This window comes from Phytobacter sp. V69 (assembly GCF_965644215.1).
Classification (GTDB): Bacteria; Pseudomonadota; Gammaproteobacteria; order Enterobacterales; family Enterobacteriaceae; genus Phytobacter.
Genome location: NZ_CBFFRL010000140.1, coordinates 1 through 12,751 on the forward strand (window position 1 = coordinate 1; position 12,751 = coordinate 12,751).

Genomic DNA, 12,751 nt, shown 5'->3' on the forward strand with positions numbered 1-12,751 from the left:
GAGCGGTAGTTCAGTCGGTTAGAATACCTGCCTGTCACGCAGGGGGTCGCGGGTTCGAGTCCCGTCCGTTCCGCCACTTATTAAGAGCCGCATCTCAAATGAGGTGCGGTTTTTTTTTGCCTGATATTCATCATCAGAATCGAAAAAACAAAAGGCACAGGGCCCTTTGCTTCATTATTCCTCGCCGTTTTCCCACCGCTTAAGCAGCAGACTGGCATTCACACCACCAAAACCAAACCCATTTGATAGCGCGTATTCCATCGCTAGAGGCTGTGCAGTTAACGGCACAAGGCGCATTCCCGTAGCTGCTATATCTGGGTTGTGCAGATTTAGCGTGGGTGGCGCGATTTGTTCACGCAGCGCCTGAATGGTGAAGATCGCTTCAATACCACCTGCCGCACCCAACAAATGTCCGGTGGCTGATTTTGTTGAGGTGATAGCAACCGGATGCTCACCAAACAGCCCACGAATAGCCGCCAGTTCGCCTTTATCCCCAACCTGAGTCGATGTTGCATGTGCATTGATATGCTGTACTTGCTGCGGAGAAATCCCCGCCTGTTGTAATGCCGCTTCCATTGCTCGTCGTGCGCCATTGCCATCTTCCGGCCCGGCCGTAAGGTGATACGCATCTGCACTGGTGCCATAACCCACCAGTTCTGCCAACGGCGTTGCTCCACGCGCCAGCGCATGTTCGAGCGATTCGATCACCAGAAGTCCGGCACCTTCTCCCATCACGAAACCATCTCTGTCCTGATCAAAAGGGCGTGACGCTTCGGCTGGATTATCACTAAACCCGCCTGAAAGGGCTTTCGCTGCGGCAAAACCGGCCAGACTCACACGATGGATTGCGGCTTCACTGCCTCCGCAAAGCGCAATATCTGCTTCAGCGGCCCGGATTAACCTCGCCGCATCACCGATAGCCTGCGCACCGGCGGCACAGGCGGTGACTGGGGCGCCGATAGGGCCACGAAAACCATGCGCAATAGAAACATGCCCTGCCGCGAGATTTGCCAGGAAAGAAGGGATCGTAAAGGGGGATAATTTACGTGGGCCACGGTGCTCGGTTGTCTGAACGGCATCAGCAATCTGGTTGAAGCCGCCAATGCCTGTTGCAATGATGGTCGCGGTACGATCTTTTGACGCTTGTTCATGTGGAAACCAGTTTGCCTGATGAAGCGCTTCCTGCGCCGCAACCAGCGCAAATTCGATAAAGCGATCCATTTTCTTGCGATCTTTTGCCGGAATGACGGACAGCGGATCAAAACCGTGCTGTGGATCGTCTTCAATCTCTGGAACTCGACCTGCTACTTTACAGGCAATATCTTCGACAATCGATTCAGGAAGTGATCGAATCCCCGATTTTCCTGCCAGCAGCGATTGCCAGACATGTTGGACGCCGCAGCCCAGCGGGCTGACTATGCCCATCCCTGTCACGACAATGCGTCTTTGTATACTGCTCATAGAACTCTCCAGATGGTGTCATGCTATGCCTGTGGTTTCTTCATAAAAGGAACCAGCGCAGCGGCAATTAAGAATCCGATCATGATCAAATAGAACGCGTCGGCGAATCCCTGCGTCCGTGCTTCTCGTAGTGCTAATGAGGCCAGATTTTTCAGGGCGACCGTCTGAGCCGAACCGGCATCCATCCCCTGATTCATTAACGCTGCAGCACGCGTCTGTACAAAATCACCCAGGTTGAGGTTTGCCCCGTTGAGATGATCAGCGAGGCGGCTGTAATGCAGATTGGTGCGATCGTTGATGACGGTACCGCACAGTGCGATGCCGATTGCACCACCCAGATTACGCATCAGATTGAATAACCCAGAGGCCAGCTTTAGACGGGCAGGAGGCAGGCTACCTAGCGTGAGCGTCACCGTTGGGGCGACGGCAAATTGCTGCGCTAACCCGCGAAAGGCCTGAGGCAACAGCAGTTCTTTCGCTCCCCAGTCATGCGTAAGCGGAATAAAACTGTACATCGAGAAGGCAAACCCCAGCAGCCCGGCCATGAGTAGCCAGCGCAAATCTACTTTGTTAGCAAGCCAGGAGTAAAAGGGGATGGAAAGCACCTGAAACAGGCCGGTAGAGAAGATGGCAAGGCCGATATCCAGCGCGCTAAAACCGCGGACCATACCCAGAAATAGTGGCGTTAGATAGATGGTTGAGAAGATCCCGACCCCGGCCATAAATGAAAAGTAACAGCCCAGCGTGAACGTGCGATCGGAAAGTGCCCGCAGGTCCATAACTGGCTGGGAATGACGCAGCGTCCGTTTGACAAACATCACGCCGCACAGTAGCGCCAGCCAGCCCGTTGTGGCGAGCGTACTGTCATCAAACCAACCCCAGCGCGGTCCTTCCTCCAGGGTATATTCCAGACAGCCAAGCGAGACGGCTAAAAGCACGATGCTGAGATAATCCGCTCCGCGCAGCAATCCAGGGTTTGGCGAATCGATATTGACCAGTAAAGGCACCGTTACCGCAATGTAGATGCCCGGTAGGATGTTGATAAAAAACAGCCAGTGCCAGCTGAAATTTTCAGTGATCCAGCCTCCAACGGTCGGACCCAGCGTCGGCGCCAGCGAGGCGAGACCACCGATTGTCGCTGCGGCGATAACGCGCTGCTTGCCCTGAAAAAAGGCGAATGCGGTTGTGAACACCAGCGGGATCATAGAACCGCCAGCCAGCCCCTGCAACGCGCGAAAAGCAATCATGCTCTGGATATTCCACGCCCATCCACACAGCAGGCTCATCAGCGTAAAACCGGCCGCAGACGCGGCGAAAAGCCAGCGGGTCGACATCACCCGGGCAAGCCATCCCGACAGGGGAATAATGATGATCTCGGCTATCAGATAGCTGGTCTGCACCCAGACTGTCTCATCATCACCCGCGGAAAGGCCACCACCAATATCACGCAGAGAGGCTGAGACGATCTGAATATCCAGCAGTGCGATAAACATCCCCAGGCACATGGTGGCAAAAGCAAAGAGCTTTTGGTTTATCGGCAGCGCCGTGCTCTGCATTTGCACTGGTGCAATCGCGGTACTCATTGTTGACTCTTTTCATCCACGGTAACCGTGACCGACAAACCAGGGCGCAGAAGCCCAAGTTTTGCCGCTTCGCCCTCCAGGGCAATGCGAACCGGGACACGCTGAACAATCTTCGTGAAATTGCCGGTCGCGTTTTCGGCCTGGAGCAAACTAAAGCGTGACCCGGTTGCCGGGGATACACTCATCACATGTCCGCTAAAGGTGCGCCCAGGCATCACATCTGCCACCACTGTTGCCGTTTGTCCGGGGCGCATATTCGCCAGTTGGTTTTCTTTGAAATTGGCGTCTATCCACAAATCGTGGCTGGGGACGAGTGCAAGTAACTGCGTACCGCTACTGACGAATGAACCAGACCACGCGCGGCGGTTGCCAACGACGCCATCAAAAGGGGCGCGGATTTCTGTGTAACCGAGATTCAGCCGGGCCATATCTAACCCAGCCTGCGTCTGAGCAAGGGCCGCGCGAATTTGTTTTTCCCGCGCATCCAGCACCAGTAACTGGCGCTCGGCGACATCTTTATCGGCCCGGGCCTTGCCTTCCTCCGCTTGGGCGCGGTGGTAATCTGCCTCAGCGTTTTCCCGTACCTGCGCCGAAATAGCGACAGTCTGTAGCGCATTATAGCGACGGCTGTCATTTGCTGTTTTCTGCGTGGTGGCCTGCGCGGCTCCGAGGCTGGCCGCCGATCCTGCTATCGTCGCCAGTTGTAGCTGGCGGGTGGCGATAAGGTCTGCCATTGCGGCTTGTTGAGCGGCAACTTCGCCTTCCGCCTTCGCCAGCGCCGCCTGATAATCCCGCGCATCAAGGCGAACAAGCAGCTCACCTTTCTTCAGCGGCATGTTGTCTTTTACCGCGATCTCCTGGATATAACCGGAAATTTTCGCCGAAATTGCGCTGATATCGCCACCGATATAGGCGTCGTCCGTCGACTGTAAAAAGCGCGCACTTGTATACCACCAGGAGCCATAACCGACAGCACATAACACCGCGATACCGGATAGTGATAAGGCCAGGGCGCGTTTTTTACTCTTGAGATTCATGATGCTGATCCAGATGTAATTGCGGCGCGAATTTCTGCGTGTTATCACCCGCACGCTTACGTTGCAGGTAGTCATGGCGGTATTGAATCATCGGTGATGCCGCAGGGCCGGGGACCATGGCGTATTTCTCAGGCGTCAGGGGATGACCGGTTTCGGCATCCACCATAATCGCGTGCACCAGACGCTGACTCTCTTTCTCAACCAACTGAATCTGGCGGCCTTCCGGCGCAAAATGACGGTTACCCCATTCAGCAAGCGCGATGATCACTGGGCGAAAATCGCGACCACGCTCGGTCAAATGGTACTCATAGCGAGGGGGCATACTGCTGTAGCAGACTTTTTCCAGCAAGCCGTCATCAACCAGCTCTTTCAGACGTCGAGAGAGAATATTGGGTGCCACGCTGGCACTTTTTTGGAACTCATCGAAACGGGTAAAGCCGGCGAAAGCATCACGCAGAATCATCATGCTCCAGCTATCACCTATGCGGCCCAGGCTTCTGGCGATGGGGCAAGGGGCGTCGCAAAGCGGTTCGTTTTTCATGTTGGTCTCTCCAGAATTAATCTGGAAAGCACATTCTCACAGTAACTATCAAAATGCAAGTTGCTATGCTTGAGTCGATTTGCTATATGCAGAACAGGGTGGTGACAGCGTGTTATGGAGGGGATTTAGCCGAGATATTAGCCAACGAAATCGATAAACGCGCGTATACGGGTACTGACGGCTCTGTCGCTGTAATACACCGCGCTGAACGGCGTCTCGACCGGTAAACGCTTGCTGGCCAGGACTTCCACCAGTTCACCGCTCGCCAGCTCTTTTGCGATCATAAAGTCAGACAGACTGGCAATGCCATTGCCGCTCAGGCAGAGGTGCTTAAGCGTCTCACCGCTGTTAGAGGAAATGCTGCAGTCGATTTCATAGAGTTGGCCATCAATAGCGGCGACCGGCCAGGTATTCAGGGAAACCGGTTCGGTAAAGCCGAGACAGGTATGATTTTTTAGGTCTTCCGCGGTTTCCGGTATCCCGCAGCGGGCGAGGTAATCCGGCGATGCGATCAGTTTACGGTAACTGGTAAAGATGGGCCGGGCGCGCAGGCTTGAATCCGTCAGCTTACCCACGCGGATCGCCACATCCACTTTTCGCTCGATTAAATTGATAAAGTTTTCGCTGGAAACCAGCGACAGGGTGATTTCCGGGTAGCGTTCGCGAAACGGTTTGATCATCGGCATCAAAAAATGCAGCATGACTGGCGTGGCGGCGTCGATGCGTAACACGCCGCGCGGTGCCAGTTTGGTTTCCATGACTTCGGTTTCCGCTGCGGCCATGTCCTGCAACACGCCCTGAATTCGACGGAAACAGCGCTCACCTTCTTCCGTCAGACTGAGCTGGCGGGTTGTACGGTTAAGTAGGTTTACCCTCCAGTTTTTTTATCGCCCGACTGACGGCCGAATTGGCCTGATCCAGTCGTTCCGCTGCACGGCTAAAGCTGCCGCTTTCTACGACGGCGACGAAAATGATCATTTCTTCTGAGGTGGCTTTCATTGTTGCGCCTGTAGCAATAGTTGATGTTTATTATGAGCGTTTTGCTATTAAATCATCCCGCCTGATTTCCCGCCATAGTCCATTTGTTCGCCATTGTTATTGAGCGCTTACTCACTTTTAGTTGAGGCTTTTCTGTCCATTGGCGTTGAAAGTCTGCGCTAAAATCCCTATAACTGAATGACCCCTCTGTGGTTCTGGGGTTTAAAATGAAGAGGTCTAAAACCGAAAGTGCCCAAAAATACCTATGCCATGCGATATGTTGCCGGACAGCCTGCGGAGCGCATTATGCCGCCGGGGTCCTTCGCGAGTATTGGTAAGGCATTGCCAGCCGGCGTCCCCCTGAGCAGGGAGGACAAAATCCGGGTTCTGGTATGGAATATCTTCAAACAGCAGCGCGCCGAGTGGCTCTCCGTTTTGCAGAACTTCGGCAAAGACGCGCATTTGGTTTTATTACAGGAAGCGCAAACCACGCCTGAACTGGTCAGGTTTGCGACCACTAACTATCTCGCCGCCGATCAGGTTCCCGCGTTCGTTCTGCCTCAGCATCCATCCGGTGTGATGACACTCTCTTCTGCGCATCCGGTCTATTGCTGCCCGTTGCGCGAGCGCGAGCCGATCCTGCGCCTTGCCAAATCCGCACTGGTGACGGTCTATCCGCTGCCGGACATGCGTAACCTGATGGTGGTGAACGTGCATGCGGTGAATTTCAGCCTTGGCGTCGATGTGTATAGCAAGCAATTGCTGCCGATCGGCGATCAAATCCTGCGACATAGTGGGCCGGTTATCATGGCCGGTGATTTCAATGCCTGGAGCCGGCCGCGTATGAATGCGCTTTATCGCTTCTCACGCGAGATGTCGCTGCGTCAGGTTCGCTTTACGGATGACAATCGTCGCCGGGCGTTTGGCCGTCCTCTGGATTTCGTCTTCTATCGTGGTCTGAACGTGCATGAAGCCTCTGTGCTGGTTACGCGCGCGTCTGACCATAACCCACTACTAGTAGAATTCAGTCCCGGCAAACCTGATCAATAACGGTTGTGTCAGGTCTGCCGTGGGGCAGGCCTGATCCGAGGTGCTGCCCTTTATTTCAACTCAATCAAGGACAACACAATGACCACAGGTTCCCATCATGACAACGTCGAAAAACAGTTTGGTGCACAAGCCAGAGCCTATTTAACCAGTGCGGTACACGCTTCTGATCGTGATTTGCAGCGGCTGGCGGAGCGGCTTAGCGCATTTCCTGAGGCCCATGTGCTGGATTTAGGCTGCGGAGCCGGGCACGCCAGTTTCGTGGCGGCAGGCCAGGTTGCGCAGGTCACGGCCTATGACCTCTCCAGCCAAATGCTGGACGTGGTGGCCGCGGCGGCGAAAGAGCGCGGTCTGGACAACGTGGCGACGCGTCAGGGTTATGCTGAGATCCTGCCTTTTGAAGACAGTTCGTTTGATGTGGTGATCAGCCGTTATTCGGCTCACCACTGGCATGATGTCGGGCAGGCGCTGCGTGAAGTGAAGCGTGTGCTTAAGCCTGGTGGAACCGTCATTATTATGGACGTGATGTCTCCGGGTCACCCGGTGCGGGATATCTGGCTGCAGACAGTTGAAGCGCTGCGCGATACTTCGCACGTACGCAATTATTCCAGCGGCGAGTGGCTCTCTCTGTTCAATGACGCGGGGCTGACGACCCGTAACCTCATCACCGATCGCCTGCCACTGGAATACAGCTCGTGGATTGCCCGTATGCGTACGCCAGAGGCGCTGAGTGAGGCCATCAGGCTGTATCAGCAAAGTGCGTCGCAGGAAGTGAAGCATTACTTCGAATTGACGGAGGATGGCTCCTTTACCAGCGATACCATCATGGCGGAAGCACAGAAAAGCGCCTAATAAAAAAGGCACCGGGGGAAACGGTGCCTTTTTCATATTTCTTGCTGTCAGGGTCAGGAGTCTGGCGACGCGCTGTTTTTCACAAACAACGTTAGCTGATCGCCTGGCTGCAGATTGTTGGTATCGCTGTTCCAGCGCATAACGTCACGGATGTTAACGCCGTGGCGTTTGGCAATGCTGGAGAGCGAATCGCCTTTGCGTACGCGATAGGTAATGCTATCGCTGTTATTCGCAAGACGCGACGCACTGCTGCCTGCTCCAACCGTCAGATTCTGGCCCACTTTCAGGTTCGCTCCGCGCAGGTTATTCCACTGCTGGAGATCTTTTGTCGTCACGCCAAGACGTGACGCAATGCCTGAAATGGTATCACCTGAGCGCACTTTGTAGCTGCGACTGGCAAGCGTTGTTGTTTCCGCAACCAGCGTTGGCTGAACTGCGGCAATTTCGCCTGAGGCCAGAGACTCACGCAGTTGATCCGCGTGCTTCTGTGGCACCATGACATATTGCGGCCCACTTTCACCTAAGGTTGATCCTTTAACGCCTGCGTTGAAGGTCTTAAGCTTGCTAACCGAAATACCAGCCATGTCCGCCAGTTGATCCAGTTCTACCGGATTGCTCAACCTGACACGCGCCAGCGCACGGCTTTCGTCTGATGTTGGCAGACTTACACCGTACTGCTTGCTGTTTTTGAGTATGTCACTAAGCGCCAGCATTTTTGGCACGTAAATTTTGGTTTCCTGTGGCAGTGAAAGTGACCAGAAGTCCGTGGGTTTACCCCGCGCCTTATTCACTTTCATTGCCTTCAGTACTCGCCCTTCACCGCTGTTATAAGCGGCAACGGTTAATAACCAGTCGCCGTCAAACATGCGATTCAGACGCTGCATCATATCGAGAGCGGCCGTTGTTGATGCCACCACGTCACGACGCGCATCGTAGCTGCGAGTCTGTTTTAAACCATAATTACGACCTGTGCTCGGAATGATCTGCCAAATGCCAGCGGCATTGCGACCAGACGTTGCATGTGGGTCAAAAGCGCTCTCCACTATGGGTAGTAGTACCAGTTCCATGGGCATGTTACGTTTTTTAACTTGCCCTGCTATCCAGTACATATACGGCTCTGCCCGTAAAGTTACATCGTGGAGATAGCTCTTATTGCTTAAATACTTTAGTTTCTGTTCGCGAATCCGGGTATTTTCCGGAATTCCCATCTTTAGCTCGTCGCTTATGGAAGCCCACAAGTCTTGTTCCTGCCCAGCAAATGTCCCATCGTCCATCCACCGCGCCTGACTTGTAAACTTCCCTGCTTCCCCTTGACCAGCTGCAGAAAGGCTCTGTGCGTGCTGCTGTACGGTACCATCGTGCTTAGCCGCCTGGCACCCCACAAGCAGGACAGAGGCGAATAATATCGCTTTTGCCTTCATGTGTGTGTCAATAGTTGCTTAAAAGACGAGCGATCATAACGGCGAAGTTTTAAAAAGGCAACCCGCAATTGTTAGAAGTTATCTTTCTTTGACCTTAACCAGCCAAAACGCGCGCTAGCTTGTTGCAACTTTGTTTCTTTATTTATTAATTCAATTAAATCAATATCTTGAGTTCGTAAAAATACATTAATACGACGCTCAATTTTCAGAGTTGTGGGGAGTGTATTTTGATTTTTTGCACGTAACTCCTTAACTTTTCGATGATATTCGTTAAGGTCAGGATCTTCGGGTAAAAGGCTCAGAGCAAACTTAATATTTCCTAAAGTATACTCATGTGCGCAACAAATGAGCGTATCTTCGGGAAGCGCGTCAATCTTACAAAAAGAGGCAAACATCTGATCTGGCGTGCCTTCGACGAGTTTTCCGCAGCCGCCAGAAAACATCGTATCGCCGCAAAAAAGATAAGGAGCGCTTAAGTAACAGATATGTCCTAAAGTGTGACCTGGGGTGTGAAATACGCTAAATTCGTGCCCCAGGATCTGTAGTTGATCACCTTCACCGACGATTTTTGTCGCCCCTTTATGTTGTGTCTCTGCCGGTCCGTAAACCACAACATTCGGATATTTCTGACTGAGTTCCTTCACGCCGCCAACATGATCGTTATGATGATGAGTCAGCAGGATCGCCTCGGGTTGCCAGTTATTCTCTTCAATCGCTTTTAAGATGGGTGCCGCTTCGCCGGGATCGACAATCAGGCAGCGGCCGTCATCTTCACTCAACACCCAGATGTAGTTGTCCTGAAATGCGGGAATACTGGTAAGATTCATAGGTACCTCTCAACGCGAAACGGAAGGTTGTGATGAAACCGGCAAGGACTCCCCGTAAGTACATAGCGCCGACACATTGGGCTGAGTTGCCTAAAGGTAGGTATTATCGCGAAGCACTGGAGAAGGAGCTCAAACCGTGGTTTGCAAAAATGTATGGATTTCATCTGCTTAAGATTGGCAATCTCAGCGCAGAAATCAATGCCGAAAGTTGCGCTATTTCACATCAGGTTAATGTATCACTCACCGGCGATCCTGTTCAGGTTCGCGCCGATCCGCTCCATCTTCCCTTTGCGGCGAAATCCGTGGATGCGTGTCTGCTGGCGCATACATTGCCCTGGTGCCCGGATCCGCATCGCTTGCTGCAAGAAGTGGATCGCGTGTTGATCGACGATGGTTGGCTGGTGATCAGCGGTTTTAATCCGGTCAGTCTGCTGGGCGTGGGGAAAGCCATTCCGGTGTTGCGTCGTTCGCCGGCAATCAGTAGCCGTATGTTTACCCTGATGCGCCAAATGGACTGGCTATCGCTGCTGAATTTTGAAGTGCTTCATTATAGCCGTTTTCGGGTCATTCCCTGGACGAAGCAGGGGGGAAAGCTGTTGAACACCCACCTGCCTGCACTGGGTTGCATGCAATTGATTGTGGCGCGTAAACGCACGATCCCATTGACGCTCAATCCGATGAAAATGCACCGGGCAAAATCCAGCATGCGTCAAACCGTCGGCGCAACCCGCCAGACACGTCAGCCCTGATCGGCCTGATAGCCAACATCATCCTGCGTGGGGTTGGATGCTGCGGCGCGTGCGAGTTCATCGCAGCGTTCGTTTTCCGGGTGCCCGGCGTGGCCTTTAACCCACTCCCAGCGAATTTTGTGCTCACCGAGGGCGGCATCCAGGCGTTTCCAGAGATCGACATTTTTCACCGGTTTTTTCTCTGCCGTTTTCCAGCCGCGCTTTTTCCAGTTGTGGATCCACTGGGTGATCCCCTGGCGCACATACTGGCTGTCGGTGCTAAGAATCACTTCGCAATGTTCTTTAAGGGCTTCCAGCGCGACAATGGCGGCCATCAGCTCCATGCGGTTGTTGGTGGTCAGGCGATAACCTTCGCTGAATGTTTTTTCGCGGCCGCGAAAGCGTAAAATCGCGCCATAGCCACCGGGTCCTGGGTTACCCAGGCAAGAACCATCGGTGAAAATTTCTACCTGCTTAAGCATCTCTGGTAGACTTCCTGTAATTGAAATCGAACTGTAAAACGACAAGTCTGACATAAATGACCGCTATGAGCACTGCAATTACTCGCCAGATCGTCCTCGATACCGAAACCACCGGTATGAACCAGATCGGCGCACACTATGAGGGGCACAAAATCATCGAGATCGGTGCCGTCGAAGTGATTAACCGTCGTCTGACGGGAAATAACTTCCACATCTATCTCAAGCCCGATCGTCTGGTTGATCCAGAAGCGTTCGGCGTTCACGGTATTGCCGATGAATTTTTGCTCGATAAGCCAACGTTTGGCGACATCGCCGATGAGTTTATCGAATATGTGCGCGGTGCCGAGCTTGTCATTCATAACGCATCGTTCGATATCGGCTTCCTTGACTACGAATTCAGCAAACTGAATCGCGGCATTCCGAAGACCGACACGTTCTGCAAAGTCACAGATAGCCTGGCGCTGGCGCGGCGGATGTTCCCCGGCAAGCGTAATAGCCTTGATGCGCTTTGCTCACGTTACGAGATAGATAACAGCAAACGTACGCTGCACGGGGCATTACTCGATTCCCAGATTCTGGCGGATGTTTATCTGCTGATGACCGGTGGCCAAACCTCCATGGCGTTTTCGATGGAAGGTGAGGGGCAACAGCAGCAGGGTGAAGCCGGTATTCAGCGCGTTGTTCGTCAGGCAAGTAAGTTGCGGGTTGTTTTAGCCAGTGATGAAGAGCTGGTGGCGCATGAATCACGTCTCGACCTGGTACAAAAGAAGGGCGGAAGCTGCCTCTGGCGCGCGTAACCCCTTAACTTATGTTGATAAAATGGCTTTCCGGGCGATTTTTGCAGCAAACGATACAAATCGTCGGAAAAAGCGTTGACGGCCCTGAACACAATACGTAATATGCGCCTCGTTCCCCAACGGGAACATCGCGGAGCGGTAGTTCAGTCGGTTAGAATACCTGCCTGTCACGCAGGGGGTCGCGGGTTCGAGTCCCGTCCGTTCCGCCACATACAAATCTCAGGGTGTTTTTATACATCCCGTGAAGTAAGAAAACCGTATCACTGTCAAAGGGATACGGTTTTTTTTCGTCTTCAGAAGTTCCACCGCATATCGTGGAATCTGACGCAAATGGGCCGATGAATGGGCCTACATGCAGATGACGAAAATTTTGTAGGCCCATTTCCAGTTTCCTCTTGAAATACCAGCGGAAACAGGATATTACCGCCACTTCTTTCACTGTCATGGTTGTTTTAGTTCCACTGACATTTAAGGAGTGACCTCATGGCTGTTCTTACCCGTCTGCTTTCCGCCTCCGAAGTCCAGAAGGCAAAACCTGCCGATAAAGATTACGAACTGTTCGACGGTCAGGGGCTGACCCTGTTCGTCAGAACGAACGGTAAAAAAATCTGGCGCTTCCGCTACAGACGCCCCGGCTCTGCCACCCGCACCACCATCACATTAGGCCATTACCCCGTTATGTCACTTGCCAGCGCCTCTTTTTCGCTGAACCCCTGCGCCAGATACCGGCGGATAGCATCCTGCGCCCAGGCGTAACGCAGCGAATGCGGGGAGTATTCGTCCGTCAACCCCATACGCGAAGTCTGGTTGCGCCAGTATCTTAACGCCCGTTTCAGGTCAGGCCTGTCAATCAGCCTGCCGTTGCGCCGTTCTGCCACCGCAATGGCCTTATCCAGCACCTTCTTAACTGCGCCAGTATCGAGCCTGTACATAAAATTGTGTAATTGCCTGATTTTGATATGTTCAATCCAACATCAAAAGCAGGTTAATTTATGGA

The 12,751-nt window shown here is 53.1% G+C and carries 11 protein-coding genes, 1 tRNA gene and 3 pseudogenes; 6 read left to right on the forward strand and 9 right to left on the reverse strand.

Annotated elements, in window-relative coordinates:
- Positions 1 to 174 precede the first annotated feature (174 nt).
- The 5 genes and pseudogenes from fabF to yafC form a co-directional block, all read right to left on the reverse strand.
- Complete coding sequence (gene fabF, locus ACSZPU_RS17820) at positions 175 to 1,461, reverse strand: beta-ketoacyl-ACP synthase II (RefSeq protein WP_499001462.1); 1,287 nt, start codon at positions 1,459 to 1,461, stop codon at positions 175 to 177.
- A gap of 23 nt (positions 1,462 to 1,484) precedes the next feature.
- Positions 1,485 to 3,044 (reverse strand): DHA2 family efflux MFS transporter permease subunit, encoded by a 1,560-nt coding sequence (locus ACSZPU_RS17825; protein ID WP_499001465.1) that lies wholly within the window; start codon positions 3,042 to 3,044, stop codon positions 1,485 to 1,487.
- Complete coding sequence (locus ACSZPU_RS17830) at positions 3,041 to 4,081, reverse strand: HlyD family secretion protein (protein WP_499001466.1); 1,041 nt, start codon at positions 4,079 to 4,081, stop codon at positions 3,041 to 3,043. The genes ACSZPU_RS17825 and ACSZPU_RS17830 overlap by 4 nt, the downstream gene beginning before the upstream one ends.
- Entirely contained in the window at positions 4,065 to 4,622 is a 558-nt protein-coding gene (locus ACSZPU_RS17835; protein ID WP_499001469.1) for a winged helix-turn-helix transcriptional regulator, read from the reverse strand. The genes ACSZPU_RS17830 and ACSZPU_RS17835 overlap by 17 nt, the downstream gene beginning before the upstream one ends.
- Before the next feature lie 137 nt (positions 4,623 to 4,759).
- Positions 4,760 to 5,621 (reverse strand): annotated as a pseudogene (gene yafC, locus ACSZPU_RS17840) (DNA-binding transcriptional regulator YafC).
- Between the two features lie 228 nt (positions 5,622 to 5,849).
- Between yafC and ACSZPU_RS17845 the strand changes: the two are divergent.
- The gene (locus ACSZPU_RS17845; RefSeq protein WP_499001471.1) at positions 5,850 to 6,650 is read left to right on the forward strand and encodes an endonuclease/exonuclease/phosphatase family protein; all 801 of its coding nucleotides are present in this window, start codon (positions 5,850 to 5,852) and stop codon (positions 6,648 to 6,650) included.
- Positions 6,651 to 6,728: 78 nt separating this feature from the next.
- Positions 6,729 to 7,499, forward strand: coding sequence for a class I SAM-dependent methyltransferase (locus ACSZPU_RS17850; RefSeq protein ID WP_499001474.1), 771 nt, complete (start codon positions 6,729 to 6,731; stop codon positions 7,497 to 7,499).
- A 53-nt stretch (positions 7,500 to 7,552) separates the two neighbouring features.
- Here ACSZPU_RS17850 and mltD read toward each other — a convergent pair whose 3' ends face one another.
- Together mltD and gloB are read right to left on the reverse strand one after the other, a co-directional pair.
- Complete coding sequence (gene mltD, locus ACSZPU_RS17855) at positions 7,553 to 8,920, reverse strand: murein transglycosylase D (protein WP_499001476.1); 1,368 nt, start codon at positions 8,918 to 8,920, stop codon at positions 7,553 to 7,555.
- A gap of 71 nt (positions 8,921 to 8,991) precedes the next feature.
- Positions 8,992 to 9,747 (reverse strand): hydroxyacylglutathione hydrolase, encoded by a 756-nt coding sequence (gene gloB / locus ACSZPU_RS17860; RefSeq protein WP_499001478.1) that lies wholly within the window; start codon positions 9,745 to 9,747, stop codon positions 8,992 to 8,994.
- Positions 9,748 to 9,779: 32 nt separating this feature from the next.
- Here gloB and ACSZPU_RS17865 point away from each other — a divergent pair, with 32 nt between their 5' ends.
- Positions 9,780 to 10,496: a class I SAM-dependent methyltransferase gene (locus tag ACSZPU_RS17865; protein WP_499001480.1), complete on the forward strand. Its 717-nt coding sequence runs from the start codon at positions 9,780 to 9,782 to the stop codon at positions 10,494 to 10,496.
- Here the strand turns inward: ACSZPU_RS17865 and rnhA are convergent.
- Positions 10,487 to 11,069 (reverse strand): annotated as a pseudogene (gene rnhA / locus ACSZPU_RS17870) (ribonuclease HI). The gene ACSZPU_RS17865 and the pseudogene rnhA sit on opposite strands and share 10 nt — an antisense overlap.
- Between rnhA and dnaQ the strand changes: the two are divergent.
- The 3 genes from dnaQ to ACSZPU_RS17885 all read left to right on the forward strand — a co-directional run bounded on the left by dnaQ (position 11,023) and on the right by ACSZPU_RS17885 (position 12,510).
- Positions 11,023 to 11,754, forward strand: a complete 732-nt coding sequence (dnaQ, locus tag ACSZPU_RS17875; protein ID WP_499001483.1) for a DNA polymerase III subunit epsilon — start codon at positions 11,023 to 11,025, stop codon at positions 11,752 to 11,754. The pseudogene rnhA and the gene dnaQ sit on opposite strands and share 47 nt — an antisense overlap.
- 132 nt (positions 11,755 to 11,886) lie before the next feature.
- Positions 11,887 to 11,963 (forward strand) — tRNA-Asp (locus ACSZPU_RS17880).
- A gap of 274 nt (positions 11,964 to 12,237) precedes the next feature.
- On the forward strand, positions 12,238 to 12,510 hold the full coding sequence (locus ACSZPU_RS17885) for an integrase arm-type DNA-binding domain-containing protein (RefSeq protein WP_499001485.1): 273 nt from the start codon (positions 12,238 to 12,240) through the stop codon (positions 12,508 to 12,510).
- Here the strand turns inward: ACSZPU_RS17885 and ACSZPU_RS17890 are convergent.
- A pseudogene (locus ACSZPU_RS17890) lies at positions 12,441 to 12,677 on the reverse strand (integrase domain-containing protein); the annotation flags it as partial. The gene ACSZPU_RS17885 and the pseudogene ACSZPU_RS17890 sit on opposite strands and share 70 nt — an antisense overlap.
- Positions 12,678 to 12,751 lie beyond the last annotated feature (74 nt).

Bases quoted from the DNA above. Each gene is read 5' to 3' on its own strand.
- fabF (WP_499001462.1), bottom strand. From the start codon at position 1,461: ATGAGCAGTATACAAAGACGCATTGTCGTGACAGGGATGGGCATAGTC.
- ACSZPU_RS17825 (WP_499001465.1), bottom strand. From the start codon at position 3,044: ATGAGTACCGCGATTGCACCAGTGCAAATGCAGAGCACGGCGCTGCCG.
- ACSZPU_RS17830 (WP_499001466.1), bottom strand. From the start codon at position 4,081: ATGAATCTCAAGAGTAAAAAACGCGCCCTGGCCTTATCACTATCCGGT.
- ACSZPU_RS17835 (WP_499001469.1), bottom strand. From the start codon at position 4,622: ATGAAAAACGAACCGCTTTGCGACGCCCCTTGCCCCATCGCCAGAAGC.
- ACSZPU_RS17850 (WP_499001474.1), top strand. From the start codon at position 6,729: ATGACCACAGGTTCCCATCATGACAACGTCGAAAAACAGTTTGGTGCA.
- mltD (WP_499001476.1), bottom strand. From the start codon at position 8,920: ATGAAGGCAAAAGCGATATTATTCGCCTCTGTCCTGCTTGTGGGGTGC.
- gloB (WP_499001478.1), bottom strand. From the start codon at position 9,747: ATGAATCTTACCAGTATTCCCGCATTTCAGGACAACTACATCTGGGTG.
- ACSZPU_RS17865 (WP_499001480.1), top strand. From the start codon at position 9,780: ATGAAACCGGCAAGGACTCCCCGTAAGTACATAGCGCCGACACATTGG.
- dnaQ (WP_499001483.1), top strand. From the start codon at position 11,023: ATGAGCACTGCAATTACTCGCCAGATCGTCCTCGATACCGAAACCACC.
- ACSZPU_RS17885 (WP_499001485.1), top strand. From the start codon at position 12,238: ATGGCTGTTCTTACCCGTCTGCTTTCCGCCTCCGAAGTCCAGAAGGCA.